This is a genomic window from Burkholderia sp. AU45274, from assembly GCF_030482505.1.
Lineage (GTDB): Bacteria > Pseudomonadota > Gammaproteobacteria > Burkholderiales > Burkholderiaceae > Burkholderia.
The window spans coordinates 14,801-40,474 of sequence record NZ_JAUJQE010000018.1; the positions used below are offsets into that span (position 1 = coordinate 14,801).

Annotated in this window: 25 protein-coding genes; 8 read left to right on the forward strand and 17 right to left on the reverse strand. The window is 68.0% G+C overall.

The annotated features are described in order from the left end of the window. Window positions 1–109 precede the first annotated feature (109 nt). The 17 genes from pyrF to mpl all read right to left on the reverse strand — a co-directional run bounded on the left by pyrF (window position 110) and on the right by mpl (window position 18,712). The gene (gene pyrF / locus QZM35_RS35355) at window positions 110–937 is read right to left on the reverse strand and encodes an orotidine-5'-phosphate decarboxylase (RefSeq protein ID WP_174976229.1); all 828 of its coding nucleotides are present in this window, start codon (window positions 935–937) and stop codon (window positions 110–112) included. A 39-nt stretch (window positions 938–976) separates the two neighbouring features. Beyond that, a complete protein-coding gene (locus tag QZM35_RS35360) occupies window positions 977–2,038 on the reverse strand; it encodes an aldose 1-epimerase (protein WP_301777651.1) in 1,062 nt (353 codons plus the stop codon). Window positions 2,039–2,087: 49 nt separating this feature from the next. Then, window positions 2,088–2,894 carry an SDR family NAD(P)-dependent oxidoreductase gene (locus QZM35_RS35365; protein WP_089424458.1) on the reverse strand — a complete coding sequence of 269 codons (807 nt, stop codon included), beginning with the start codon at window positions 2,892–2,894 and terminating at the stop codon, window positions 2,088–2,090. Between the two features lie 29 nt (window positions 2,895–2,923). Beyond that, entirely contained in the window at window positions 2,924–3,940 is a 1,017-nt protein-coding gene (gene araH, locus QZM35_RS35370; protein WP_011350896.1) for an L-arabinose ABC transporter permease AraH, read from the reverse strand. A 70-nt stretch (window positions 3,941–4,010) separates the two neighbouring features. Next, window positions 4,011–5,522 carry an L-arabinose ABC transporter ATP-binding protein AraG gene (gene araG / locus QZM35_RS35375; RefSeq protein ID WP_301777652.1) on the reverse strand — a complete coding sequence of 504 codons (1,512 nt, stop codon included), beginning with the start codon at window positions 5,520–5,522 and terminating at the stop codon, window positions 4,011–4,013. A gap of 69 nt (window positions 5,523–5,591) precedes the next feature. Beyond that, window positions 5,592–6,587, reverse strand: coding sequence for an arabinose ABC transporter substrate-binding protein (locus QZM35_RS35380; protein ID WP_069247093.1), 996 nt, complete (start codon window positions 6,585–6,587; stop codon window positions 5,592–5,594). A 111-nt stretch (window positions 6,588–6,698) separates the two neighbouring features. Continuing rightward, window positions 6,699–7,478 carry an SDR family oxidoreductase gene (locus QZM35_RS35385; protein ID WP_089431334.1) on the reverse strand — a complete coding sequence of 260 codons (780 nt, stop codon included), beginning with the start codon at window positions 7,476–7,478 and terminating at the stop codon, window positions 6,699–6,701. Further along, window positions 7,478–8,155, reverse strand: coding sequence for a 2-dehydro-3-deoxy-6-phosphogalactonate aldolase (locus QZM35_RS35390; protein WP_301777653.1), 678 nt, complete (start codon window positions 8,153–8,155; stop codon window positions 7,478–7,480). The genes QZM35_RS35385 and QZM35_RS35390 overlap by 1 nt, the downstream gene beginning before the upstream one ends. Before the next feature lie 22 nt (window positions 8,156–8,177). After that, a complete protein-coding gene (locus QZM35_RS35395; RefSeq protein WP_301777654.1) occupies window positions 8,178–9,203 on the reverse strand; it encodes a 2-dehydro-3-deoxygalactonokinase in 1,026 nt (341 codons plus the stop codon). Further along, entirely contained in the window at window positions 9,200–10,099 is a 900-nt protein-coding gene (locus QZM35_RS35400; protein WP_089424455.1) for an IclR family transcriptional regulator, read from the reverse strand. Before QZM35_RS35400 ends, QZM35_RS35395 begins: the two co-directional genes overlap by 4 nt. A 347-nt stretch (window positions 10,100–10,446) precedes the next feature. Beyond that, window positions 10,447–10,848, reverse strand: a complete 402-nt coding sequence (locus QZM35_RS35405; protein WP_089424454.1) for an EF-hand domain-containing protein — start codon at window positions 10,846–10,848, stop codon at window positions 10,447–10,449. Window positions 10,849–10,928: 80 nt separating this feature from the next. Further along, entirely contained in the window at window positions 10,929–12,539 is a 1,611-nt protein-coding gene (locus tag QZM35_RS35410; protein WP_301777655.1) for a S10 family peptidase, read from the reverse strand. Window positions 12,540–12,977: 438 nt separating this feature from the next. After that, window positions 12,978–13,715, reverse strand: a complete 738-nt coding sequence (gene mtgA, locus QZM35_RS35415) for a monofunctional biosynthetic peptidoglycan transglycosylase (RefSeq protein ID WP_089424453.1) — start codon at window positions 13,713–13,715, stop codon at window positions 12,978–12,980. 14 nt (window positions 13,716–13,729) lie between these two features. Beyond that, the gene (gene aroE / locus QZM35_RS35420; protein WP_089424452.1) at window positions 13,730–14,596 is read right to left on the reverse strand and encodes a shikimate dehydrogenase; all 867 of its coding nucleotides are present in this window, start codon (window positions 14,594–14,596) and stop codon (window positions 13,730–13,732) included. After that, a complete protein-coding gene (locus QZM35_RS35425) occupies window positions 14,593–16,680 on the reverse strand; it encodes a ribonuclease catalytic domain-containing protein (RefSeq protein ID WP_301777656.1) in 2,088 nt (695 codons plus the stop codon). The genes aroE and QZM35_RS35425 overlap by 4 nt, the downstream gene beginning before the upstream one ends. 80 nt (window positions 16,681–16,760) lie before the next feature. Further along, complete coding sequence (locus QZM35_RS35430; protein ID WP_089424450.1) at window positions 16,761–17,330, reverse strand: YqiA/YcfP family alpha/beta fold hydrolase; 570 nt, start codon at window positions 17,328–17,330, stop codon at window positions 16,761–16,763. Next, the gene (mpl, locus tag QZM35_RS35435) at window positions 17,327–18,712 is read right to left on the reverse strand and encodes a UDP-N-acetylmuramate:L-alanyl-gamma-D-glutamyl-meso-diaminopimelate ligase (protein ID WP_089424449.1); all 1,386 of its coding nucleotides are present in this window, start codon (window positions 18,710–18,712) and stop codon (window positions 17,327–17,329) included. The genes QZM35_RS35430 and mpl overlap by 4 nt, the downstream gene beginning before the upstream one ends. Window positions 18,713–18,958: 246 nt before the next feature. Here mpl and QZM35_RS35440 point away from each other — a divergent pair, with 246 nt between their 5' ends. From QZM35_RS35440 to tpx, 8 genes are all read left to right on the forward strand, one after another. Next, window positions 18,959–19,603, forward strand: coding sequence for a hypothetical protein (locus QZM35_RS35440; protein WP_039353186.1), 645 nt, complete (start codon window positions 18,959–18,961; stop codon window positions 19,601–19,603). 7 nt (window positions 19,604–19,610) lie between these two features. After that, window positions 19,611–20,162 carry a TlpA disulfide reductase family protein gene (locus QZM35_RS35445; RefSeq protein ID WP_089430581.1) on the forward strand — a complete coding sequence of 184 codons (552 nt, stop codon included), beginning with the start codon at window positions 19,611–19,613 and terminating at the stop codon, window positions 20,160–20,162. Window positions 20,163–20,356: 194 nt separating this feature from the next. Beyond that, a complete protein-coding gene (gene aroQ, locus QZM35_RS35450) occupies window positions 20,357–20,809 on the forward strand; it encodes a type II 3-dehydroquinate dehydratase (RefSeq protein WP_011350880.1) in 453 nt (150 codons plus the stop codon). 66 nt (window positions 20,810–20,875) lie between these two features. After that, window positions 20,876–21,349, forward strand: coding sequence for an acetyl-CoA carboxylase biotin carboxyl carrier protein (gene accB, locus QZM35_RS35455; RefSeq protein ID WP_046544894.1), 474 nt, complete (start codon window positions 20,876–20,878; stop codon window positions 21,347–21,349). Window positions 21,350–21,433: 84 nt separating this feature from the next. Next, window positions 21,434–22,801, forward strand: coding sequence for an acetyl-CoA carboxylase biotin carboxylase subunit (gene accC, locus QZM35_RS35460; RefSeq protein ID WP_021161890.1), 1,368 nt, complete (start codon window positions 21,434–21,436; stop codon window positions 22,799–22,801). Window positions 22,802–22,803: 2 nt separating this feature from the next. Further along, window positions 22,804–23,706: a 50S ribosomal protein L11 methyltransferase gene (gene prmA / locus QZM35_RS35465; RefSeq protein ID WP_089424447.1), complete on the forward strand. Its 903-nt coding sequence runs from the start codon at window positions 22,804–22,806 to the stop codon at window positions 23,704–23,706. A gap of 45 nt (window positions 23,707–23,751) precedes the next feature. Further along, entirely contained in the window at window positions 23,752–25,089 is a 1,338-nt protein-coding gene (locus QZM35_RS35470) for a zinc-ribbon and DUF3426 domain-containing protein (RefSeq protein ID WP_089430579.1), read from the forward strand. Window positions 25,090–25,162: 73 nt separating this feature from the next. Beyond that, window positions 25,163–25,666, forward strand: coding sequence for a thiol peroxidase (tpx, locus tag QZM35_RS35475; RefSeq protein WP_027783488.1), 504 nt, complete (start codon window positions 25,163–25,165; stop codon window positions 25,664–25,666). Window positions 25,667–25,674 lie beyond the last annotated feature (8 nt).

The window sequence follows — 25,674 nt, forward strand, 5'->3', positions numbered from 1 at the left end:
CAGCGCGGGCCGGACGGGCGGAGGAGCGGAAAAACGGGAGAAGAGCGCCGGGCTCGCGCGTGGGAGCCCGCCGGAACCGGCTGCCCGGACAGGCAACCGGTGCAACCGATCAACGATGCGCGTTGATCGTGTCGCGCGTCTTCTGCGCGGCGAGCGCCGCGGCTTCGGCGAAATCCTCGCCCTTGCTCGCGTACAGGATCGCGCGCGACGAGTTGATCATCATGCCGGTGCCGTCGGCCGTGCGGCCCGCGTTGACGGTCGCCTGCACGTCGCCGCCCTGCGCGCCGATGCCGGGAATCAGCAGCGGCATGTCGCCGACGATCCCGCGCACGATCTCGATTTCCTTCGGGAACGTCGCGCCGACCACGAGGCCGAGCTGGCCGTTCTTCCCGTTCCACTTGTTCGCCGCGAGGTCGGCGACGACCTGGTACAGCGGCCGGCCGTTGGTGTCGAGGAACTGCAGGTCGGAGCCGCCCGGGTTCGACGTGCGGCACAGCACGATCACGCCCTTGCCTTCGTGCTCGAAGTACGGCTCGACCGAGTCGTAGCCCATGTACGGGTTCACCGTGACGGCGTCCGCGCGGTAGCGCTCGAACGCTTCGCGCGCGTACTGCTCGGCCGTGCTGCCGATGTCGCCGCGCTTCGCGTCGAGGATCACCGGCAGGCCCGGATGCTGGAGGTGGATGTGCGCGATCAGCCGCTCGAGCTGGTCTTCCGCGCGATGCGCGGCGAAGTAGGCGATCTGCGGCTTGAACGCGCTCGCGTATTGCGCGGTTGCGTCGACGATCTGCCGGCAGAATTCGAAGATCGCATCGGGCTGGCCGTCGAACTGCACGGGAAAGCGCGACGGCTCGGGATCGAGGCCGACGCACAGCAGCGAATTGGTGCGCTGCCACGCGGCGCGCAGCGATTCGATGAAAGTAAGCGGGGAAGACATGGCGGGTACTCGCGGCAAACCGTTGGTAGACCGCGTATTTTACCCGCGTCGCCGGCGCGCCTCGCGCGAAGCCGCATTGCCGCGCGCATCGGCGCGCTCGACGGTGAACGCGAAACGCCGCGTGAGCCGCTCGCCGGGCGCGAGCAGCGTCATCCCGTGCGCGGTCGCGCCGCCCGGCAGGTTCACCGCATTGATCGGATGATCGACCGGCTCGAAGCAGAAGAAATCCTCGCCGGGCGGCGTATAGAGCACGTACGCGTCGGCGTCGGCCGCCACCGTCAGCGACAGCCCGCGGCGCGGCCAGCTCACCGTCGCGTGGCCGCCCCAGCCGGTGAACGCATGATTGACGAGCGCGGCCGGCAGCGGATACGCGACGCCGAACTGCCAGGCCGGCGGCACGCTCACGTGCCGCACCGGCAGGAAATCCGCGCCCGACAGCCACAGCCCGCCGGCAGCCGCGGCCAGTTCGGTCGCGGTATCGCGCACGAGGAACGGATGCACGCCGAGCCCGAACGGCAGCCGCGCACGCCCCGCGTTCTCGATCGTCAGCGCGATCGACAGCGTCGCTTCGTCGAGCTCGAACGACTGGATCGCGCGGAACGCATACGGCGCGCCGGCGGTGCGATCGAGCGACAGTTGCAGCGACGTGCCGGTCGCATCGTCCACCTGCCACCGCGCGAGCCAGCCGTCGCCGTGGATCGGCAGCGGCTCGTCGCGGCGATTGCGCGGCACCGCGACGCGGCGCCCGTCGCACTCGAACCGCCCGTCGCCGATCCGGTTCGAGTAAGGCAGCAGCGGATAGCACGCGAGTTCGTTCGGGTCCGTCGCCGTCTCCGGGTGCTCGCAGCGGCGGAACACCGGCATCAGCGCGCCGTTGTCGCCGCGCCAGTCGAAGCGCGCGATGCCGCCGCCGAGATGCGGCAGCACGTCGAGCCGCAGCAACGCATTCGACAGCGTGACGGCCGCCGCATGCGCGGCGCCGACGCCCTGCGCGAAGGCTGCTGTCTGCGGGCCGGGGCTGACCGGCTGCGCGGCGGCGGCCAGGCGCGCGCGGCGCGACTGGCTGGTGGACGACGATGCGCTCGAGGACGTGGCGGTCATGGTGAACTCCTTTCCTTCGTCGAAGAATCGATGCGGGTCGTGCGAACGGTCAGGCCCAGCCGCCGTCGACGATCACGTCCTGCGCGGTGATCATCCGGCTGTCGTCGGCCGCGAGGAACAGCGCCATCCGCGCGAGATCGGCGGGCAGCAGTTCGGCATCGAGGCACTGGCCGGCCTTGATCGCCGCGCGGCCCGCGTCGTCGAGCCACAGCCGGCGCTGCTTGTCGGTCATCACCCAGCCGGGCACCAGCGAATTCACGCGGATGCCGAACGGGCCGAGGTCGCGCGCGAGGCCGCGCGTCAGCCCCTGCACGGCCGCCTTCGCCATCACGTAGACGGGATAGCCGCCGTTCTTCAGCATCCAGCTGATCGAGCCGAGATTGACGATCGCGCCGCCGCCCTGCCGCTTCATGTCGTCGATCACCGCCTGCGCGGCGAAGAACTGGTGACGCAGGTTCACCGCGATGCCCGCGTCGAACGATTCGGGCGTCACGTCGCCGATCGCGTGGCGCGTGTCGTTCGCCGCGTTGTTCACGAGCACCGCGATCGCACCGATACGCGCGCGGATCGCGTCGATCGCATGGCGCAGCGCGTCGATGTCGGTCAGGTCGCACTGGAGGAACAGCGGCGCATGGCGTACGTGCGCGAGGCGTTCCGCGAGCGCGGCACCGGCCGCCGCGTCGAGGTCGACGAACGCGACGCGCGCGCCCTGCTCGGCGAAGTGTTCGACGAACGCCGCGCCGATGCCGGTCGCGCCGCCCGTGATCAGCACCGCGCGATCCTCGAGGCTCGGGTAGCGTGCATAGCGCGCGTGGCTCGCGGTGTGCGGGTCGTGCGCGGAAGTGTCGATGGTCATGCGGTTCGTCTCCGTAAAAGCGGATCGGGTCAGTCGCGGACGCCGCGGTTCTTCAGCTGGTCGAGCAGCACGGCCGCGAGCAGGATCGCGCCGCGCACGAGGTACTGGTAGAACGCATCGATGTTCAGCAGGTTCATCACGTTCTCGACGGTGCCCATGATCAGCACGCCGATCACGACGCCCGAGATCGTCGCGCGGCCGCCCATCAGCGACACGCCGCCGAGCACGCACGCGGAGATCACGTTCAGCTCGAAGCCCTGCGCGGCGTTCGGCTGGCCCGACGTGATGCGCGATGCGAGGATCACGCCCGCGAGCGCCGTCACCGCACCCTGGATCAGGAAGATGTACACGCGCGTGCGTTCGACGTTGATCCCCGCGAGCCGCGAGGCTTCCGGGTTGCCGCCGATCGCGAGCGTGTTGCGGCCGTAGACCGTCTGGTTCAGCAGCACGCCGAACGCGATGAAGCACAGCAGCGTGACCCAGATCGGCAGCGACACGCCGAAGAGCGACAGCCCGCCGAGCGCGATGAACGTATCCGACGACACACCGACCGCCTGCCCCTTCGACACGATGAAACCGAGCCCGCGCACGATCTCCATCGTCGCGAGCGTCGTGATCAGCGCGTTGATGCGCAGATACGCGATCACCGCGCCGTTCACGAAGCCGATCGCGGCGCCGGCCGCGACCGCCGCGATGATCGCGACGAACGTGTTGTCGGTCGCGTTCAGCACCATCGCGCACAGCACGCCGGAGAACGCGACGGTCGAGCCGATCGACAGGTCGAAGTCGCGCGACGCGAGGCAGAACATCATCGTGCACGCGACCATGCCGATCTGCGAGATCGACAGCGCGAGGCCGAGCATGTTGTCGATCGAGAAGAAGTGATCGACGGTCAGCGACATCGTGATGAACATCACCGCGAAGATCGCGATCAGGCTGTATTCGGTCAGATGCTGCCACCACTTCTGGCGGTCGCTCTGCTGCGGCACCAGCGCGTCGGCCGACGGCTTCACGGCGGCGCTGCCAAGGTTTTCGTTGACTTGCATGATTGAGTCTCCTGCTCCTGCATCGCACGGCCCGCGCCGCGCATGTCCGATTCGATTGTCGTATGCTGCGTCAGGCCGCCTCGACGGCGCTCGTCTGCGGCAGCGCCAGGCTCAGCACCGCGTGCTCGTTCGCCTGCTCGCGCGGCAGCTCGCCCGCGATCCGGCCTTCGCGCATCACGACGATGCGGTCGGACACGCCGAGCACTTCCGGCAGCTCCGACGACACCATCACGATCGCGCAGCCGCGTTCCGCGAGCCGGTAGATCACGTCGTAGATCTCGTGCTTCGCGCCGACGTCGATCCCGCGCGTCGGCTCGTCGAGGATCACGACCTTCAGGTCGGGCTCCGCGAGCCAGCGCGACAGGATCGCCTTCTGCTGGTTGCCGCCCGACAGGAAGCGGATCTTCTGGCGCCGGCTCGGCGTCTTGATCTTGAGCCGCTGGATGAAACGGTCGGCCGTTTCGCTTTCGGCCTTGCGGTTGATGAAGAGCCCCGCGCGCAGCGAATGGCGGCGGCAGCTGATGTTGATGTTCTCCGCGACCGACGCGATCGCGATGATCCCCTCTTCCTTGCGGTCCTCGGGGCACAGCACGATGCCGTGGCGGATCGCGTCGCCGGTGCGCTTCACGTCGATGCGCGCGCCGTCGAGCGTCAGCACGCCCGCGCGCCGGGGATCCGCGCCGTACACGAGCCGCATCAGCTCGCTGCGGCCCGCGCCGACGAGCCCGAAGAAACCGACGATCTCGCCCGCGCGCACCGAGAAGCTCGCGGGTTCGCGCAGTGCCGGGCCGTCGATGCCTTCGGCCGCGAAGCGCACGTCGCCGAGCGCACGCGGCGCGTAATGATAGATATCCGAAATCTCGCGCCCGACCATCTCGGCGACGAGCCGTTCGCGCGGCACGTCGCCGAGCGATTCGTGCGACGCGATCTTGCGCCCGTCGCGGAAGATCGTGCAGGCGTCGCACAGCCGGTAGATCTCGTCCATCCGGTGCGAGATGTAGATCAGCGCGCGGCCCTGCGCACGCAGGTCGGCGACGAGCTTGAACAGCACTTCGGTCTCGCGATGCGACAGCGAGCTGGTCGGTTCGTCGAGCGCGATCACGCGCGCATTGCGCATCAGCGCCTTGCAGATCTCGACCATCTGCCGCTGCGCGATCGACAGCCGCCCGAGCCGCGCATCGGGATCGAGATCGACGCCCATCGCGGCGAGCCGCTCGCGCACGAAGCGCTTCGCCTCGCGCTTCCTCACCCAGCCGAACGCATTCGGCAGGCGGCCGAGCAGCAGGTTTTCCGCGACCGTCAGGTCGGGCACGTACTGCAGCTCCTGGTGAATCACCGCGATGCCGGCCGCGATCGACGCGGCCGCACTCGCGAACTGCACGGGCTGGCCGTCGACCAGCACGCTGCCCGCATCGGGCTGGTATTCGCCGCCGAGAATCTTCAGCAGCGTCGACTTGCCCGCGCCGTTCTCGCCCATCAGGCCATGCACCTCGCCCGCATGCACGTCGAACGAGATGCCGTCGAGTGCGCGCACGCCGGGAAAGACCTTGCCGATATTGTCAAAACGCAGTGCCGCTGACACGTCGTCTCCCTACTCTTGCAGATCCATCGATCGCCGGCTGCCGCGTGGCCGCCGCAGCCGGCAAGCCGCTTACTTCGACGCGAGCCCCATCTCGTCGCGCACCTTCGACACGTTGTCGCGCGTCGCGAGCATGCCGGTCGTCAGCGTCAGCGCCGGCGGTGCCTTGCCCTGCGTGATCCACGTGTACATCAGGTCCGAGGTTTCCTCGCCGTGGCGCTTCGGGCTGATGATCACGGTGCCGTAGAAGCCCGTCGGCTGCGGCTTCTTGAACTCGTTCAGCGCCGAATCGGAGCCGCCGATGCCGATGCCGATCATGTTGTCCGCCTTGAAGCCGCGCCCTTCCGCCGCGCGCACCGCACCGAGCACCGCTTCGTCGTTCAGGCCGTACGCCACCCAGTGCTTGAACTGCGGATTCTTCGTGAGTGCGATGTTCGCCGCGTTGAAGGCGTTCTCGGTGTCGGTCTTCGCCTGCGGCGCCGCGATCACGTTCGCCTTCGGGAAGCCGGCGGCCACCAGTGCGTCGGTCGCGCCGCTGGTGCGGTCATGCGCGGTCGGCAGCTGCTCGTAGGTGATGTCGATCGCGCCGACGTCCTTCATGTCCCAGCCGCGCTTCTTGATCTCGGCCGCGATGCCGTCGCCGACCTGCTTGCCGATGTTGTACGCGGAGATCCCCATGTGCGGGACCGCCTCGATCGGCTTGCCCGCGCCGTCGACGAGGCGGTCGTCCACCGTCATCATCTTCAGGTTGTGCGACTTCGCCTTCGCGACGATGCCCGGCCCGAGCTTCACGTCGGGCGTGCAGATGATGAAGCCCTGCGCCTTCTGCGCGGACAGGTTGTCGATCGCGCTCATCACCTTTTCACCGGACGGCGCGCCGATCTTCACGAGCGTGAAGCCCTTCTGCTTCGCCGCGATTTCGGCGAACTTCCACTCGTCCTGGAACCACGGCTCTTCCGGCTGCTTCACGAGGAAGCCGATCTTGACCGGATCGGCCGCGTGCACGACGGGGCTCCCGATCACCACCGCGGCCGCGGCCGCCAGCGTTACGAACGTTCTGCGTTTCATCTCCAGTGTCTCCTTGTCTTCATCGAACAGGATGCAGCCGCTTGTTGGTTTCGACGCAGCGTGCGCGCGGCCGTCGCACGTGCGGTCTTTCGAATCGTTACGTCAATCGTGTCAGTCGTGATACAGCGCCGCGCGCCCGCCATCGACGGTGATGCACGCGGCATTGATGAACGGCGCCTCGTCGGACGCGAGGAACACGGCCGTCATCGCGACCTCCTCCGGCCGGCCGATCCGCTTCATCGGCTGCAGCGCGAGCGTTTCGGCGCGCGCGGCAGCAGGGTCGGGTTGCGCGTCCCACCAGTCGCGCGTGAGCTGCGTCTCGATGTAGCCCGGCGCGATCGCGTTCACGCGCACGTTGCGCGCCGCGTATTCGATGCCGAGCGCGCGTGTGAGGCCCAGCACGCCATGCTTCGCGACCGGGTACGGAAAGCAGCCCGGGATGATCCTGAACGCGTGCGTCGACGCGATGTTCACGATGCTGCCGCGGCCGCGTTCGACCATCCCCTCCAGCGCCGCTCGGCAGCCGTGCCACACGCCGTCGAGGTCGACCGCGAAGCAGCGGCGCCAGTCGTCTTCGGTCATCGTCAGCGGATCGGCGAACACGTTGATGCCCGCGTTGTTCACCAGCACGTCGAGCGGGCCGAACGCCGCCTCGGTCTGCGTCACTGCAGCACGCACCGCGTCCTGCCGCGCGACATCCGCCTGCAGCGGCAACACGCGCGCATCGGCGATCTCGTGCGCAATCGCGGCGGCCGTGCGCTGCGCCTGCGGGAAGTCGAGATCGACGAGCGCGACCGCCGCGCCCTCGCGAACGAACGCGCGGGCGATCGCGGCGCCGATGCCCCGGCCCGCGCCCGTCACCATCGCGACCTTGTCCGCGAGGCGGCCCATCATGCGACTCCGCCGCGCGCCGCGCGCAAGCCGGCCTGGAACGCGTGCGCATTCGCCGCGGTCGCGTCGGCCGACTGGCCGGGGCGGTACAGCGCCGAGCCGAGCCCGAAACCGTTCGCGCCGGCGCTGAAGAACGGCGCCATGTTGTCGGGCGAGATGCCGCCGACCGGGATCAGCGGCACCGCGCGGTCGATCACCGCGCGCCACGCCTTCACGACCGGCACGCCGAGCTGCTCGGCCGGGAACATCTTCAGCACGTCGGCGCCGTTCGCGAGTGCCGCAAAGGCTTCGGTCGGCGTCGCCACGCCCGGTGCGCTCGCGAGGCCGCGCGCGCGCGCGCGGCGGATCACGGCCGCGTCGCTGTGCGGCATCACGATCAGCGCGCCGCCCGCGTCCTGCACGCGGTCGACATACTCGGCGCGCAGCACGGTCCCCGCGCCGACAATCGTGTCGTCGGGCAGCGCACGCCGCAGCGCGGCGATGCTGTCGAACGGATCGGGCGAATTGAGCGGCACCTCGATGATCCGGAAGCCGGCTTCATGGAGCGCACGGCCGTGGTCGGCCGCTTCGGCAGGCGTGATCCCGCGCATGATCGCGATCAGCGGGCACGCGTCGAACGCACGCATCAGCGCGGCGTGGGGCGCGTAGGGTGCGGGCAAGGTCAGGTCGGACGGCATCGAAAAATCCTCGGCAAACAGTTCATTGGTCGGCGCAGACGGGCTCGCCATCCGCACGCACGAGCCCGGCGCGCGACGCGATCCGCCACAGGCCGCGGTCGGTCGCATGCGCGACGACGCGAGCGTGCGGGTGGCCGAATTCCTGGAGCGCGTCGACGTAGCGCGCACACAGGCCGTCATCACCAATCAGCAGCAGCGGCTGGTCCGCAAGCGCGATGCCGCGCTCCGCGAGCATCGCGTCGAGCGCATTGAGCTCATGGCCGATCAGCAGCCCGGACAGGTAGTCGCCCTGCGCATCGGGCGCGAGCCGGTCGGTCAGGCCGAGCGTGCGCGTGCTGAAGATCGTCGCGAGCAGCCCCGTGCGCTGCGCGCCGCGCGCGACCGAGACGCCGCGCACGAACGCCGCGCGATCGGGCGACGCGCCCGCGCGCATCGTGCGGCCGAGGATCGTGTGGTCGCGCAGCACCGCGAACAGCTCGCCCGTCATGAAGGTCTGGAAGCGCTCGATCAGCCCGTCCCTCACCCACGCCCATTTCGCATGGGTGCCCGGCAGGCCGATCAGTACCCCTGAACGATCGGTGCCAAGCGTGGGATCGCTCGCGAGTGCACCGAATATCTGCGTTTCTTCACCGCGCATCACGTCGGGCAGTTCGCCCGTGGCGATCACGCCCGGCACGATCGAGATCGTCGTGCCGCGCGCGGTCGTCACCGTGATCAGGCCCGCGACGAGCGCGTCGGCCCCGGCCGGCACCGCGACGTACGGCGCCTCGCGCCAGCCCTGCGCGCTGCCGACCATCCCGGCGGCGAGCACCGGCAGGCCCGGCGTGCGGTCGAGCCAGTCGCCGCACGCGTCCTCGAACACCGCGTCGAACGCGCGCGCGCCGCCGCGCGGCACATGCATCACGCCCGCCGCACGGCTGCGCGTGTCGATGAGCGCGCCGTGCGCGTCGTACAGGTAAGCGCGCAGCGACGTCGTGCCCCAGTCGAGCGCGATCAGCGACGGGGTGGCGGAGCTGGCATCCGGAACGGGCCGGGTCGAAGTCGTCATCGTTTGATCCTGCGGGTACCCTGCGGCGGGCTCCAGCCCAGTTCCGCGGAAATGGCTCGCGCTTCGCGCTGCACGAGCGGAATCAGTTCGTCCATCCGGTCGTGCGGCATGTACGGAATCGTGCTCGCGACCGACACGGCCGCGACGATCGCGCCCGATGCGTCGCGGATCGGCGCGGCCACGCAGCGGATCGACGCCTCGTTCTCCTCGAGATCGAACGTATAGCCGCCGGCCGCGTAATGCGCCATGCGCTGCAGGAACGCGCTCGTCTCGGGCCGGTTGTCCGGCTTGAAATTGACGCCGGCAAGCGCCCGCCGGGCGGCCTCGAACAGCGAGCGCCACGTGTCGGGATCGGTGTCGAGCATCATCGCCTTGCCGATGCCGGTCGACGCGAGCGGCATCCGGTGGCCGACGCGCGAGCGCATCTCGAGGCCGCGCGTGCCGGGAATCTTGTCGATGTACAGCACGTCGTCGCCGTCGCGCACGCCGAGATGGATCGTGTCGAGCGTCGCTTCCGCGAGCGCTTCGAGGTGCGGGCGCGCCACCGCGGTGAGCGGCATCTGCTCGAGCGCGATCGTGCCGAGCTCGATCAGCTTCGGGCCGAGCAGGTAGCCGCCCTGCACCTGGCGCAGGTAGCGCGCCTGCACGAGGCTGCTGACGAGGCGATGCGTGGTGCTGCGCGTCGTGCCGAGCGCCGCGCCGATCGCGCGCATGTCGCGCGCGCCGTTCGCGATCGCCTCGAGGATCGCAAGGCCGCGCAGCAGCGTCTGCGTACCGGCCTGCTGCGCGGCGAGATCGAGCGGCGTGCTGGTCGCGCCGATGCTGTCGGTCAGCGACGCATCGTCCGGCGTCGCACGCCGGGCGTCGAGGGCAAGGGTGTCGGGCATCTTGTTCATGGGGCGGGCTTCTTCAACGGAACCGGTGAAGCCGTTCGCACGATGCCGGCATGGCGTCCGGCGTCGCGACGAAGCGGCGGTCGATGCACCGAATAAAGCGCCCGGCGAACTTCATGGAAGGTGTCTCCGTGTGCGTCGGGCGCCGCGCGATGCGTGGGTCCGAAGCTGTGATGTGCTTCGGATTGTAGGAGCGCACGCACCCGTCTCCAATATTTGAGTGCGTTGCCCAGATAATGAGAATTCGACGTGAATCCGGTCGTCTTCGACGTAACGGCGGCTTCATGTGCACGGGGGCGGAACCCGCCTTGCAGCAGGTTCCGCCCCCGTTTGTTCACCGCGCGCCGCGCTTACTGCTGGCTGCTCGTGCTGCGTGCCTGCATGTAGCGCTGGACGTCCGCGAACGACACGCGGCCGTTGCCGGACGAGTCGATCTGCCGGAAGTGGTTCGCGACATAGCCGAGGCCGGCCGCGCGTGCCTGCGACTCGGTGATCGAACCCGTGTTCTGCGCGTCGGCCGCGCTGAACTGCCGCGCGAGCTTGCGCACCACCTGCGCATGCAGCGCGGCGCCCGTCGTCTGCGTGCCGGCGGTCGGCTTGCGTGCGGCCGGCGGTACATACGGATCGCCGAGCTGCGCCTGGCGCGCACGCACCGGCGCGGCGGCGTCGCTCGCCTGCGCGAACGCGGATACGGATGCTGCGGCGCCGACACAGGCGAGCGCCGCGGCAACGACGATGAAACGATTCTTCATATCAGGCTCCAGTCTGGAATGAGGTCGTCGACGGCAGGCGTGGCGCCACCGCGGGCGCGCGTCGCCTGCCTGGCGCAGCATCAGTGCGCGGCCGCGTTGTAGAAGGTCACGAGGTCGGCTTTCTCCTGCGGACGCGACGTATCGTCGAGATAGACCATGTGTCCGCCCTGATAGTCCTTGATCGTCAGGTTCGGTTGCGTCCCGAGCCGCGCGAGGTCGAGCTCGGTCTGGTAGAACGGCGTCGCGATGTCGTGATACCCGTTCAGCGACAGCACCTTCAGCTGCGGATTCAGCGACAGCGCCGCGGCGAGATCGGGGATCGTGTCCGGCATCGCGAGGCCGTCGTGCGTCCAGTCCCACGTGTTGATCGCATTGCTGCTCACCGAGTAGGCCGACTGCGCGGTGTACTTCAGCTCGTTCGGCAGGTACTTGCCGATCGTGTCGGTGAACGGCTTCGTGATGAACGAGCTCGACGGATCGCCGTCGGCCGCCAGCGGGCTCGACACCGGCACGTTCACGCGCGCGTCGTAGCGGCCGATCAGCGTGCCCGGGATCAGCGACAGCTGGAAGCTGTTGTCGAAGAAAGTCGGGACCACGTTGAAGTTCGCATTCCACAGCGACTGCTTCACGCCGGTCGAATTCACCATCGTCGTGACGAGGGTCGGCGGCGGCGGCGTATGGCTCGCCAGGTACGCGTTCACGGCCGGTGCGTAGCTGCCGGCCGTCAGCAGGCGCATCTGGTCCGCATACTGCGGCAGGCTCGACGGGTTCGGATTGTCGAGCTGGTAGTACGCGCCGACCGTGCCATACGACGGCACGAAACCCGCGCAACTCACCGGGCTCGACCCGTTGTTCGAGTTGCCGATGTAGTCGCTCGCCATGTCGCAGTTCACGTTGTAGTTCAGGATCGACGACTGCAGCACGATGCCGTCGAGCTTCACGCCGGCCGTCTCGAGCAGGTTCGCGAGCACGTCGGTGCGCGGCGTGCCGTACGACTCGCCGAACAGGTATTTCGGCGAATCGTTGCGCTGGTTCACGGTGAGGTAGCGCGTCACGAAATCGCGGAACGCGCCGCCATCCTGGTCGACGCCCCAGAACGTCTGGTTCGTGTTCGGCGCGACCGCTTCGGAGAAGCCGGTGCCGATTGCGTCGACGAACACGAGGTCGGTCGTGTCGAGCAGGCTTTCCTGGTTGTCGACGAACGGGAACGTCGACGTGTTCGCGTTCGGGTCGCCCGTCTGGATCCGGCGCGGGCCGAACGAGCCGAGGTGCAGCCACACCGATGCCGAGCCGGGGCCGCCGTTGTACAGGAACGTGACGGGCCGCTTTGCCGCGGGCTGGTTGTCGGCCGTATACGCGACATAGAAGAACGCTGCTTCGGGCGCGCCGGTCTGCGGATTGCGCGCGACGAGGTGGCCGGCCGTGGCCGTGTAGCGGATCGTCTTGCCGTTGAGGGTGATCTGGTGATGCGTGACGGCGGCCTTTTCGACCGCGGCGGAGGCGTCGAGCGACGCGTTCGCGCTCGACGAATAACTGTTCGGATCGTTGTACGCCCTGTCCACCTGACTGGCGGGATCGGCTGAATTGTCGGCGCTGGCAGCAGAAGACGATGTCACGTCGTCGTTGCAGGCCGTCAGGATCAGCGAAGAAAACACCACTCCCAACAACAGCTTCGCTTTGCTTGCTGGCATCGTTGCTTTCCTTCTCTCGGATGTTTTTTGTGTCGAGCAGCCGGATAAGCCACCCCCCGCCTCGATTGCGGCCGATAAGCCGAGGCGCTGGCCAATATACGCGAGGCCGTCAGCTTTGAAAAATTTTGAAATATTTGGCTGGCGGCCGGTGCGGCGCACACCTTTCAGGAATGCTTCGGTTTGCGAAACATTGCATTTCACATACCTTTCACGGACTTTCGTGTTTATCCGGGGAGACTAAAAAATCCCCGAATTTCGTGCCATATCGGCCAACAAAAGCACACGGCGCCCGGTATTGCTCAGCAAAACGAAATAGACGGATTCGTCTAAAGGATGTGGCCCGAAATGATCGCGACATGAATGCGCTGCAGCGCACAAACGGCCCGTGACGGGTGCACGGGCGACGAAACGGTCAATGCGACGGCGCGAGTGCGCCGTTCACTCCGATTGCGGCAGCGCGGCCGCACCCATCCTGCGAGCGATGACCGCCGCGCGCTGCGCCTGGTACGCCGAGCCGCGATGCGCGTCGAACCAGCGCGGCTTCGGCAGCATCACCGCGAGACGCGCCGATTGCCACGCGCCGAGCCGGCTCGCGGGAATCCTGTAGTAATAGCGGGCGGCCGCTTCGGCGCCGTACACGCCGCGCCCCCACTCGACGGAATTCAGGTAGATCTCGAAGATCCGCTCCTTGTCGAGCACCGTTTCGAGCATCCACGTGATGATGAGCTCCTGCCCCTTGCGGATGTAGCTCTTCTCGCGCGACAGGAACAGGTTGCGCGCGAGCTGCTGCGTGATCGTCGAGCCGCCCGCGACGATCTTGCCGCGCGCCTTGTTCTTCTCCCACGCCTGCAGGATCGCGTCGACGTCGTAGCCGTTGTTGGTCGCGAAAGTCGCATCTTCCGACGCGATCAGCGCGCGCTTCAGGTTGCGCGAGATCTGGTCGTACGGCACCCATTGATGCTGGATCTGCGCGGGCGGCTTGTCGCGCGACAGCCACCAGGCGTCGGTGCGCATGAACGCGGTCGAGCCCGGGTTCACGAACGACCACAGTGCGATCTGCGCGAGATAGAACAGTTGCGTCGCGAGCCACGCACCCGCGAACACCGATCCCGCATAGACGATCCAGCGGGTCGGGCTCACCGTCCGCGTGGGCTGCGTGCCGCTCACCGCCACCACGTGCCGCGCTCCGCTCAGCTCGCCGCGAGCGCCTGGCGCAGCGCGGCCAGCACCGGTGCGCCGTCCGGCCGCACACCGCGCCAGATGAAGAACGATTCGGCCGCCTGCTCGACGAGCATGCCGAGCCCGTCGGCCGTGCGCGCACCGAGCGACGCCGCATGCTGCATGAACACCGTCGGCTGTGCGCCGTACATCATGTCGTACGCAAGCGTGCCCGCGCCGAACGCGGCCGCATCACACTCCGGCAGCGCGGCATCGAGGCTGCCGGCCGTCGCGTTGATCACCACGTCGTACGGCTCCGCGCGCACGACGTCGGGGCCACCGCCCGCGAGCGTGCAGCCCGCATCGTGCGCGGCCTGCATGAACTGGCCGACGAGCGCTTCGGCCTTGCTCGCGGTGCGGTTCACGATTCCGATCGACAGCGGCGCACGGTCGAGCAGCGGCAGCACGACCCCGCGCGCCGCGCCGCCCGCGCCGAGCAGCAGGATGCGTGCGCCCGCCAGCGACACGCCGAGATTCGCTTCGATGTCGCGCACGAGGCCGACACCGTCGGTGTTGTCGCCATGGATGCGGCCGTCGGCGTCGATGCGCAGCGTGTTCACGGCACCCGCCGCCGCCGCGCGCGGCGACAACGTGTCGGCGAGCGCATGCGCTTCGAGCTTGAACGGCACCGTCACGTTCGCACCGCGACCGCCTTCGGCGACGAACGCGCGCACGGCCGCGTCGAACCCGTCGACCGGCGCGAGCCGGTGCGTGTATTCGATCGGCTCCCCCGTTTGCGCGGCGAATTGCGCGTGGATGAACGGCGACTTGCTGTGCGCCACCGGGTTGCCGAATACGACATAGCGGTCGGCGCCGCGCATCGACGCAATCGCGGTCATGATGCGCGCCCCTCTTCGCCGGCGTTGCCGTTCGCGGCTTCGCCGCCTTCACCGGCCGCCGCGCCATCCGCTTCCGCCAGTGCTTCGGCTTCGGTTTCGGCCGTGGCGTCTTCGGTGTCGATCAGCGTGTCGTCGCCGCCTTCGGCGTCATCCTCTTCCTCCGCCGCGTCGCCGCTCGTCACGGTCGGCGCGTCGAGCACGTTCAGCAACCGCACCGACGCCTCGATCGTCAGCTCGTCGAGCGCCATCACGTCGAGCAACACGCGCGTGCCGCGCGCATGCACGCCGAGCCCCGGCACGTGCAGCAGCAGCGGAATTTCCTCGAGGCGCACGAGGTCGCCCTTCACGACGCTCGCGACGACCTGCTTCTTCTGCTCCTGCGCGAGCCAGCGCAGGCACCAGAAATACTCCATCCGGCGCTGGTAGTCGGCGTAGGCCGTGTAGGTGTCGTCGAAGCCCTGCACGACCGCGTACAGATCGGCGTCCTTCGGCTTGAACGGCGCGGCGAGCTTCGCGGTGACGCCATGCTGCACGCACGCGAGCAGCTGCCACTGGTTCACGAGGTCGACGTAGCGGCGCAGCGGCGACGTGCTCCACGCGTACTGCGCGACGCCGAGGCCTTCGTGCGGCGCGGCTGTCGTCTGCATCCGCGTGCGCTTCGGGCCTGGCGCGCCGAAGCCGCGCTGCGAGCGGTAGATGCCCGGCACCGTGTGGTCGTGCAGGAAGGCGCCCCAGGTCGAGTTCGCGAGGATCGCAAGCTCCGACACGATCAGGTCGAGCGGCGACCCGCGGCGGCGCGGCGTGATCGACACGTGCTCGCCGTCGACGTAGAAGTTGTAATCGGTGTTGCGCTGCACCTCGCGCTTCAGGCCGTAGCCCGCGCGCGCGACCTGGCGTTTCTCGAACAGCGCCTGCGCGAGCGGCCACAGCACGGCAATGTCGTCCTTGTGCGGATAGTCGCCGGTGCCGGCCGCGAGCGTCTCTTCGTTGACGAGCTCGTCGAGGTGGTTGTGCCGCAGGTTGTTCTTCACGAACACGAGCTCGGCGCGCGTCTCGTTCGCGACGATCTCCTGGGTTTCGCGATTGACGATGATGTACAGCGACAGTGCCGGACGGTAATCGCCTTCCTTCAGCGTGAACACGTCGACGACGTCGTCCGGCAGCATCGTGATCTTGTCGCCCGGCATGTAGACGGTCGACAGGCGCGTGCGCGCGATCGCGTCGACCGGGTCGCCGCGCACGATGCCGAGCGCCGGCGCCGCGATGTGCACGCCGATCCGCACGCGGCCGTCGGCCAGGTGCTCGACCGAGAACGCATCGTCGATTTCGGTCGTCGTGATGTCGTCGATCGAGAACGCCTGGACGTCCGCACGCGGCAGGTCGTCCGGCAGCGGGCCGACCGTGACGGCCGGGAAGCCCGTGCCGTGCGGGAAGAATTCCGCGAGGAAGCGCGCCTCGTGCAGTGCACGCGGCGACGCGATGCCGCCGCAGTCGAGCATCAGCCGCGCCGGCGACACGCCGCGCGCACCGGCCGCCGCTTCCATCGCCTTGTATTCGATCGAGTTCTTGTCCGGCCGCGTCAGCAGCCCGAGCACCTTGCCCGCGAACGCCTCCGGCAGCTTGCCGGCCTTCAGTTCCTCTTCATACTGCACCTGGACGAGCGCTTGCTGGCGCTTGCGCTCGAGCGACGCGAGCGCCATCTTGAGCTGCTCTTCCGGCGCGCGCTGGTACTGGCCGCGCCCCTTGCGGCGGAAGTAGACGGGCGAGCCGTGCAGGCGCAACACGAGCGCCGCGCGCTCGACCGGGCCATACGACGCGCCGAAGTATTCCGCGGCCAGCGCCGTATAGGCAAACTCGTCGGCCGGCGCGCATTCCCACAGGAAATCCAGATCGATCTGCTGCGCGGCCGTGTCGGCTTCCTGCATCAGTTCGCTTGCGGCCGGCTTGTCGAATTCGATCAGCACGTCTTTCGCACGCACCTTCGCCCGCCGCCCGCCGGGCAACTCGACCTGAAACGCGTCGCCCTGGCGCGACAGCACGCTGCCCGCCTTGAAACTGCCCGATTCCTCGAAGAAAACGTTCACTCAGTACTCTCGTTCAGACTGCCGGGCGCCGCGTCGGCGGCGCCGCATGATGATGGGAATTCGATCGGCACATGGCCGGTTTAAGACGTCTTTCCGTCGCAAAAGGCGAGAACGTCGTCGACGTAGTCGGCAAATTCGCTGATCCCGTGATCGCTGCCTTCGATCACGCGCGTCTTCGCGCCCGGGTAATGCGCGAGCATCTCGCGGTAATCGAGCACTTCGTCGCCGGTCGCCGCGAACAGATAGTAGCGTTCGGCACGCGTGATCGCCGGCACGCGCAGCGCATCGAGCTCATGCAGGTGACGGCGCTCGACGACGATCGTGCCGCCGCCGTGATACAGCGGCTGCTCGCCGAGATGCTGCTCGAGATCGCGCTGCGGCACGATGGCCGGATTCAGCAGCACGGCCTTCCAGCCGTGCTTTTCGGCGAGCCACGTCGCGTAATAGCCGCCGAGCGAGCTGCCGATGACGGTCACGTCGCGCGCACCGGCCACCTCGGCTTCCGCGACGGCGATCGCTTCGAGCGGCGACACCGACAGCGACGGGCACCGCCACTCGTCAATCCGGCCGAGTTCGGCCATGCGCGCGGCGAGTTGCCGTGACTTCTGCGATTCCGGCGACGACCGGAAGCCGTGCAGGTACAGGATCACGTGCGGCTCCCGAGCGCATCGAGCAGCTTCTGGTGCACGCCGCCGAAGCCGCCGTTGCTCATCACGAGCACGTGGTCGCCCGGACGGGCCGCGGCGACGACGGACTTCACCAGCAGGTGCAGATCGTCGAATGCGTGGGCCTTCTCGCCGAGCGGCGCCAGCGCTTCGGCCAGATTCCAGCCGAGCGCGTCCCGCCCGGTCGGCGCGCCGTAACCGAACACGAGATCGGCGTCGGCCAGGCTCGCCGGCAATTGCGACTTCATCACGCCGAGCTTCATCGTGTTCGAGCGCGGCTCGAGCACCGCGAGGATGCGGGCATTCTGACGGCCGATGCGGGCACGAAGGCCGGCGATCGTGGTGTCGATCGCGGTCGGATGGTGCGCGAAGTCGTCGTAGACGGTCACGCCGTCCACGCTGCCGCGCACTTCCATCCGGCGCTTCACGTTGCGGAACGACGTGAGGGACGCGGCCGCCTGCGCGGGCGGCACGCCGACGTGGCGCGCGGCCGCAATCGCCGCGAGCGCGTTCATCCGGTTGTGATCGCCCTGCACCTGCCAGGCGACTTCGCCGACGCGTTCCGCGTGCGAATACACCGCGAAGCGCTCGTCGACCGGCACGCCGTCCTCGGCCGGCAACGCCTGCCAACCGCCGTCGACGCCGAAGCGCTCGACCTCGCTCCAGCAGCCGCGCGCCAGCACGCGCTCGAGCGCGTCCGAGCGGCCGTTCGTGACGATCCGGCCGACACCGGGCACGGTCCGCACGAGATGATGGAATTGCGTCTCGATCGCGGCGAGATCCGGGAAGATGTCGGCGTGATCGAATTCGAGGTTGTTCAGCACCGCGGTGCGCGGCCGGTAGTGGACGAACTTCGAGCGCTTGTCGAAGAACGCCGTGTCGTATTCGTCGGCCTCGATCACGAAGAAGCTCGAATCGGTGAGCCGCGCCGACACGCCGAAGTTCAGCGGCACGCCGCCGATCAGGAAGCCCGGGTTCAGGCCCGCGTCTTCCAGCAGCCACGCGAGCATCGACGACGTGGTCGTCTTGCCGTGCGTGCCCGCTACCGCGAGCACCCATTTGCCGGCCAGCACGTGCTCGCCGAGCCACTGCGGGCCCGACACGTACGGCAGGCCGCGATCCAGGATCGCCTCCATCAGCGGATTGCCGCGCGTGACGACGTTGCCGATCACGAACAGGTCCGGTTTCAGGTCGATCTGCTCGGCGCCGTAGCCCTCGATCAGCGTGATGCCCTGCGCCTCGAGCTGCGTGCTCATCGGCGGATAGACGCCCGCGTCGCAACCCGTCACCGTGTGGCCCGCCTCGCGCGCGAGTACGGCGAGACCGCCCATGAAGGTGCCGCAGATGCCAAGAATGTGGATGTGCATAGATGAATGCTTTCGCGCCGCCGGGCGCCGTCGATTCGGAAAGGATGCGTGTGCGGCGCGGCGGACAGGCCGTGCGGTCGACGCCCGGCCAACGGCTGTTGCCGCGACACAAAGAACAGTATTGTAACTGACGGCCTGCCGTGCCCGGCGGCCCGAACGCTGCGCGCGAACGGCGCCGGCGCGCCGGGCGGCAGGCCGCCGCACCCGCGCTCGGGCCCTGCGGCGATCGAGTATGATTGCCGGATCATGTCTCGTAAAACCCTTCTCGACCCGCGGCGCGTCCGCGAGGAAATTGCCCAGTCCGCCGCGCGCCTGATCGCGGAAGACGGCCTGGACTATGCCGGCGCAAAGCGCAAGGCCGCGCGCCAGTTGCTGGGTGATACGCGCGTTGCCGGCGAATGGCTGCCGGATAACGACCAGATCGAGGAAGAACTGCGCGAGTACCTCGCCCTGTTCCAGAGCGACACGCAGCCGGACGAACTACGCCGCCTGCGCGAAATCGCGCTCGACTGGATGCGACGGCTCGCCGAGTTCCATCCTTATGTGACGGGCGCCGTGCTGAACGGCACCGCGAATGCGCATTCGGATATTCATTTGCAGGCATTCACCGACAACCCGAAGGACGTCGCGATCTACCTGCTGAACCAGAACGTCCAGTACGACGTCTCCGAGACGCGGCACTTCGCGGGCCGCGCCGACGTCGAGACGCTCAGTTTCCTGTGGCGCCCGCGACGCGACGTCGACGCAATCGGCATCCACCTCGCGCTCTATGCGAGCGACGACCTGCGCGGCGCGGTCAAGGCCGACGCGCGCGGCCGGGTCGCCCGTGCGGATGCCGCCGCGCTGCGCGCGCTCGTCGAAGCAGGCAAGACCCCTTCCGAACCGGAATGATTCAACGATGATGATGAAACGCATGTTGGCGCTCGCGGTGGTCGCGGCCGCCGCCGTTGCCGGCGGACTCACCGCCGGCCATTGGTTCCGCGGCCCGGCCGACGACGGTGTCGCCGTCGCCGCGCCCGCTGCGCAGGGCAGCCCGGTCGAACAGTTATGGGCGGCGTCGCTGACGGGCACCGACGGCAAGCCGGCCACGTTGTCCGCGTTCAAGGGCCAGAAGGTCGTCGTCAATTTCTGGGCGTCATGGTGCGGCCCCTGCGTCGAGGAGATGCCGGAGCTCGTCGCGCTATCGCACCAATACAAGCAGAAGGGCATCCGTTTCATCGGGATCGGCGTCGATTCCGAACAGAACGTGAAGAACTTTCTGCAAAAGGTGAAGGTCGATTACCCGGTATTCGTCAGCGGGTATGCGGGCGCCGATCTGGCCCGTAATTTCGGAAATACGGCCGGCGCGCTGCCGTTTACGGTCGTCATCGACGAAACCGGCAAGATCCGCGAGACAAAATTGGGGCAAATCCAGCCGGCCGAGCTGAAAAAGACGCTCGACGCGCTGTAACCTGCCCGAACGGCGGCCCGCACGTTGGCGGCAATTTGCCCGTCGATCACCGCAATTTCGCGTGAATTCGCCGACACTTTGGATGCGCACCGGTAATTCTTGCAGATCGCGTGCGCCCGGCCGTTCGGCAAAACTAGACAAATTTCTCTAAATAGCGCTAAAGTTCGCGCAATTCCGCAGAAATAGAAGCGACCATGACACGATTGCTGGTGCTGCACGGCCCCAACCTGAACCTTCTCGGCACCCGGGAACCGGAGGTGTACGGCCGCGTCACGCTCGCCCAGATCGATCAGGCGCTTGCCGCGCGTGCCCGGGAAGCCGGCGCCGAACTGTCGTCGTTCCAGAGCAACCATGAAGGTGCGCTGGTCGACCGCATCCAGGCCGCGCGGGAGGAACAGACCGATTTCATCCTGATCAATCCGGCCGCGTACACGCACACGAGTGTCGCGATCCGGGACGCGATCGCCGGCGTTGGCATTCCGTTCGTCGAGGTTCACTTGTCGAACGTGCATCGCCGCGAAGCGTTCAGGCACCACTCCTACTTTTCCGACCAGGCCGAAGGCGTGATCTGCGGGCTCGGCTGGAAAGGTTATCTGTACGCGCTCGAGTACGCGCTGGACAAGCTGCAAGGCACGTCGCGCGGCTGATTTCGCGATCTAGATTCAGCGCCGGCCCCTAACCGGCGCTTTCACGTATTGAAAGGGGAATTCCCGATGGATCTTCGTAAGCTGAAAACTCTGATCGACCTCGTTTCCGAATCCGGCATCTCCGAGCTGGAAGTGACGGAAGGCGAAGGCAAGGTGCGCATCGTCAAGAACGCGCCGCCGGTCTACGTGCAGCCGACGGCTGGGTATGCCCCGCAAGTCAGCGCGCCCGCCCCGTCGGCCGCGCTGCCGACCGAAGGCGCTGCCGCGCCGGCCGCAGGCGGCGCAGCCGCTCCGGCGGTCCCGCAGGGCCACGTCGTGACGTCGCCGATGGTCGGCACGTTCTATCGCGCACCGTCGCCGGGCGCGGACCCGTTCGTCCAGGTGGGCGATACGGTCAAGGAAGGCCAGACCATCTGCATCATCGAAGCGATGAAGCTGCTCAACGAGATCGAGTCGGACAAGGCCGGCGTGATCAAGGAAATCCTCGTCGAGAACGGCCAGGCCGTCGAATACGGCCAGCCGCTTTTCGTGATCGGCTAAGTCCGCCGCGCGGCCTGCGGGCCGCGCGCCGCCGATGCCCGCCAGGCGCCGTTCGCGCGCCCCTCGAAGAGACGAATACTCGCTATGTTTGAAAAAATCCTCATTGCCAACCGCGGTGAAATCGCGCTGCGCATCCAGCGTGCGTGCCGTGAGCTCGGCGTCAAGACGGTGGTCGTCTACTCGGAAGCCGACAAGGAAGCCAAGTACGTGCGCCTCGCGGACGAAGCCGTCTGTATCGGCCCGGCCCCGTCGAACCTGAGCTACCTGAACATGCCGGCGCTGATCAGCGCCGCGGAAGTCACCGATGCCGAGGCGATCCACCCCGGCTACGGCTTCCTGTCGGAGAACGCCGATTTCGCGGAACGCGTCGAGCAGTCGGGCTTCACGTTCATCGGCCCGCGCCCGGAAACGATCCGCATGATGGGTGACAAGGTCACCGCGAAGCAGACGATGATCAAGACCGGCGTGCCGTGCGTGCCGGGCTCGGAAGGCGCGTTGCCGGACGATCCGAAGGAGATCGTCAAGATTGCGCGCGCGATCGGCTATCCGGTCATCATCAAGGCGGCAGGCGGCGGTGGCGGACGCGGGATGCGCGTCGTGCACACCGAGGCCGCGCTCGTCAACGCGGTCAACATGACCCGCGAGGAAGCCGGCCGTGCGTTCGGCAACCCGCAGGTGTACATGGAGAAGTTCCTCGAGAACCCGCGCCACATCGAAATCCAGGTGCTGTCCGACGCGTACAAGAACGCGATCTGGCTCGGCGAGCGCGATTGCTCGATGCAGCGCCGCCACCAGAAGGTGATCGAGGAAGCGCCGGCACCCGGCATTCCGCGCCGCCTGATCGACCGCATCGGCGACCGCTGCGCGGACGCCTGCAAGAAGATGGGCTACCTCGGTGCGGGCACGTTCGAATTCCTGTACGAAAACGGCGAGTTCTACTTCATCGAGATGAACACGCGCGTGCAGGTCGAGCACCCGGTATCGGAGCTGATCACGGGCGTCGACATCGTGCAGGAACAGATCCGCATCGCGGCCGGCGAGAAGCTCACGCTGCGCCAGCGCGACATCCAGTTCCGCGGACATGCGATCGAATGCCGGATCAACGCGGAAGATCCGTTCAAGTTCACGCCGTCGCCGGGCCGGATCACGTCGTGGCATACGCCGGGCGGCCCCGGCGTGCGCGTCGATTCGCACGCCTACAATGGCTATTTCGTGCCGCCGAACTATGATTCGATGATCGGCAAGCTGATCACCTACGGCGCGACGCGCGAGCAGGCGATCAGCCGGATGCGCATCGCGCTGTCGGAAATGGTCGTCGAAGGCATCCAGACCAACATCCCGCTGCACCGCGAGCTGATGATCGATTCGAAGTTCGTCGAAGGCGGCACCAGCATCCACTACCTCGAAAACCGGCTCGCCCAGAAGCAGCAGGTCGCACCGGAAGAAGCGTAAGCATGAGCTATCGCGAACTCGTCGTCGAACTGGCCCGTGAGCATGCGGAGGCGCTGTCCGACGCGCTGCTCGAACTCGGCGCGCTGTCGGTGTCCGTCGAGGATGCCGACGCCGACACGCCCGACGAACAGCCGCTCTTCGGCGAGCCGGGCCTCGTGCCCGACCGCACCGCGTGGCAGCACTCGCGCGTGGTCGCGCTGCTCGCGGCCGACCATGAGCCGGCCGTGCTGCTCGCGGCGGCCGCGAACGAGATCGGCGTCGCCGAGACGCCGGCGTTCACCGTCCGCGAAGTCGAAGAGCAGGACTGGGTGCGTCTCACGCAATCGCAGTTCGAGCCGATCCCGATCGGCGAGCGGATCTGGGTCGTGCCGTCGTGGCACGATGCGCCCGACCCCGACGCGCTCATCCTCGAACTCGATCCGGGCCTCGCCTTCGGCACCGGCAGCCACCCGACCACGCGCCTGTGCATGGAATGGCTCGAGCAGTCGGTGACGCCCGGCCAGTCGGTGCTCGACTACGGCTGCGGCTCGGGCATTCTCGCGATCCTCGCGAAGAAATGCGGGGCGAACCCCGTCATCGGCATCGACATCGATCCGCAGGCAGTCGAATCGGCGCGGCAGAACAGCGAACGCAACCGTGCGGAAGTCACGTACGGGCTGCCCGATGCATGCCCGGACGGTGAATTCGACATCGTCGTCGCGAACATCCTGTCGAATCCGCTGAAGCTGATGGCGTCGATGCTCGCCTCGAAGGTCAAGCCGGGCGGGCGCATCGCGCTGTCGGGCGTGCTCGCGCGCCAGGCGGACGAAGTGGCGGCCGTCTACGCACGCTACGTCGACATCTCGGTCTGGCGTGAGCACGAAGGTTGGGTATGCCTCGCCGGAACCCGACGCGAAAGCCATTAGAATAGCGCTGTCCTTCACTCTGGCCAGCAGGCCGCCCGGCTCGACATGCTTCTTGCGACGCGCTGCCCTCATTGCGAAACCGTCTTCCGGCTGCAGCAGGAACAGCTCTCGCTGCATCAAGGGCTCGTGCGCTGCGGGCATTGCCACGAAGTTTTCAACGCATCCGAGTCGCTCGTTCCCGAGCACGCGCAGCAGACCGGGCCGGTCCTGACCGAACCGGCTGCCGCGCAGGATGACGGTGATGCGCATCATCCGGCCCCGCCTCGGCTGTTCGCTGCCGAAGCGCCGGCCGGGTCACCTTCCGACACCGATTACAAGCCCGAAGGCTGGGACATGTGGGCGCCGTGGCTCGATGCCGGCGTCGACCCGTCGCTGCAGCACAGCGTGCAGACCTTGCGCACCGAGCCGCTGATCCCGCTTGCCCTTCCGTCCATCGAAGCCGGCGTCGTTCACCTGTCGGGTACGCCCGCACCGTTCGCGCCCTCGCCGGCCGAGCTGCCCCCGTCCGCTGCCGTCGAACAGCCGGCCGAATCGCTGCAGACGCAAACGCCGCAGGATACCGAACCATCGGCCGCGCCCGTCGAACACGACCTGCGTGAGCCCCGCTTCGTCGCGCACCGTCCGTCGGACGCAGAGACCGCTCGCGACGCCGCCGAACCCGTCGGTACCGCGCACTTCGCCGTGCCGGACGACGAACGCGCGCCGCGCGAACCGCGCTTTGCGTTCACGCCGGCGCCAGCCGTCACCGAAGCCGGGCCCGAGCCTGACTCCGGCACCACCCGGCACGACGAGACGCCCGCCGCAACGACCCACGCGCCGGCCGCCCCCTTCCCCGCTGCGCTGACCGACGACGATCGTCCGCATTTCACCGTCACGCGCGAAACGCGCGCGCCGCAGCGGCGCGGCATGCTCGGCGGCTTTTTCGGCGGCCTCGTCGCTGCCGTGCTCGCCGTGCTGCTCGTCGGGCAACTCGCATGGTGGCAGCGCGAAACGCTGATGATCTACTGGCCCGTCACGCAGGGCTGGTTCCGGCAGGCCTGCGCGCCGCTCGGCTGCACGGTTGCGCCGCCGCGCGCGATCGACGGCCTGCGGCTCGACGCGACCGACCTGCGCCAGCTCGACGGCCCGCGCGAGCTCGAGCTGAAGGTGCCGCTGACGAACCGCTACCGCGTCGCACTCGCCTACCCGTCGCTCGAGCTGACGCTGCTCGACGACACCAACCACGTGACCGTGCGCCGCGTACTCGCGCCGCGCGACTACGTGCGCCCGGGCACGCCGATCGACGCCGGGCTGCCGCCCGGCACGACGCAGACGATGGTCGTCCGCGTCGACACGAACGGTGCGCCCGCCTCGAATTTCCGCGTCCAGATTTTCTATCCGTGACGCGCCGCGGCGCGCGCCTGCGCGCCCGTCTCAACCCGCGCGCCCGAGCGGCGCGCTATTTCGGAGCACGAACATGAGCAAAGTTACGCTGGGTGGCAACCCGATCGATCTCGCCGGCACGTTCCCGGCCGTCGGCGCACAAGCCGCCGATTTCAAGCTGGTCGGCAAGGACCTCGCCGACCTGTCGCTCGCCAGCTTCGCCGGCAAGCGCAAGGTGCTGAACATCGTCCCGAGCCTCGACACGCCGACCTGCGCGACGTCGACCCGCAAGTTCAACGAAGCCGCATCGTCGCTCGACAACACGGTTGTCGTCGTCGTGTCCGCCGACCTGCCGTTCGCTGCGACGCGCTTTTGCACGACCGAAGGCCTCGAGAATGTCGTGACGGCTTCGACGTTCCGCACCGGCCGCGCATTCGCGAACGCGTACGGTGTCGACGTGACGAGCGGCCCGCTGAACGGCCTGACCGCGCGTGCGGTCGTCGTGCTCGACGCGCAGGACAAGGTGATCCACGCGGAACTCGTCGGCGAAATCAAGGACGAGCCGAACTACGATGCAGCGCTCGCCGCGCTGAAGTAAGCTTTCTT

Bases quoted from the DNA above. Each gene is read 5' to 3' on its own strand.
- QZM35_RS35405 (WP_089424454.1), bottom strand. From the start codon at position 10,848: ATGAAGAATCGTTTCATCGTCGTTGCCGCGGCGCTCGCCTGTGTCGGC.
- mpl (WP_089424449.1), bottom strand. From the start codon at position 18,712: ATGCACATCCACATTCTTGGCATCTGCGGCACCTTCATGGGCGGTCTC.
- QZM35_RS35400 (WP_089424455.1), bottom strand. From the start codon at position 10,099: ATGAACAAGATGCCCGACACCCTTGCCCTCGACGCCCGGCGTGCGACG.
- QZM35_RS35395 (WP_301777654.1), bottom strand. From the start codon at position 9,203: ATGACGACTTCGACCCGGCCCGTTCCGGATGCCAGCTCCGCCACCCCG.
- tpx (WP_027783488.1), top strand. From the start codon at position 25,163: ATGAGCAAAGTTACGCTGGGTGGCAACCCGATCGATCTCGCCGGCACG.
- QZM35_RS35360 (WP_301777651.1), bottom strand. From the start codon at position 2,038: ATGACCGCCACGTCCTCGAGCGCATCGTCGTCCACCAGCCAGTCGCGC.
- QZM35_RS35440 (WP_039353186.1), top strand. From the start codon at position 18,959: ATGTCTCGTAAAACCCTTCTCGACCCGCGGCGCGTCCGCGAGGAAATT.
- araH (WP_011350896.1), bottom strand. From the start codon at position 3,940: ATGCAAGTCAACGAAAACCTTGGCAGCGCCGCCGTGAAGCCGTCGGCC.
- QZM35_RS35470 (WP_089430579.1), top strand. From the start codon at position 23,752: ATGCTTCTTGCGACGCGCTGCCCTCATTGCGAAACCGTCTTCCGGCTG.
- pyrF (WP_174976229.1), bottom strand. From the start codon at position 937: ATGTCTTCCCCGCTTACTTTCATCGAATCGCTGCGCGCCGCGTGGCAG.
- QZM35_RS35445 (WP_089430581.1), top strand. From the start codon at position 19,611: ATGATGATGAAACGCATGTTGGCGCTCGCGGTGGTCGCGGCCGCCGCC.
- aroQ (WP_011350880.1), top strand. From the start codon at position 20,357: ATGACACGATTGCTGGTGCTGCACGGCCCCAACCTGAACCTTCTCGGC.
- QZM35_RS35365 (WP_089424458.1), bottom strand. From the start codon at position 2,894: ATGACCATCGACACTTCCGCGCACGACCCGCACACCGCGAGCCACGCG.
- aroE (WP_089424452.1), bottom strand. From the start codon at position 14,596: ATGACCGCGATTGCGTCGATGCGCGGCGCCGACCGCTATGTCGTATTC.
- accC (WP_021161890.1), top strand. From the start codon at position 21,434: ATGTTTGAAAAAATCCTCATTGCCAACCGCGGTGAAATCGCGCTGCGC.
- QZM35_RS35385 (WP_089431334.1), bottom strand. From the start codon at position 7,478: ATGGGCCGCCTCGCGGACAAGGTCGCGATGGTGACGGGCGCGGGCCGG.
- QZM35_RS35380 (WP_069247093.1), bottom strand. From the start codon at position 6,587: ATGAAACGCAGAACGTTCGTAACGCTGGCGGCCGCGGCCGCGGTGGTG.
- accB (WP_046544894.1), top strand. From the start codon at position 20,876: ATGGATCTTCGTAAGCTGAAAACTCTGATCGACCTCGTTTCCGAATCC.
- QZM35_RS35410 (WP_301777655.1), bottom strand. From the start codon at position 12,539: ATGCCAGCAAGCAAAGCGAAGCTGTTGTTGGGAGTGGTGTTTTCTTCG.
- QZM35_RS35390 (WP_301777653.1), bottom strand. From the start codon at position 8,155: ATGCCGTCCGACCTGACCTTGCCCGCACCCTACGCGCCCCACGCCGCG.
- prmA (WP_089424447.1), top strand. From the start codon at position 22,804: ATGAGCTATCGCGAACTCGTCGTCGAACTGGCCCGTGAGCATGCGGAG.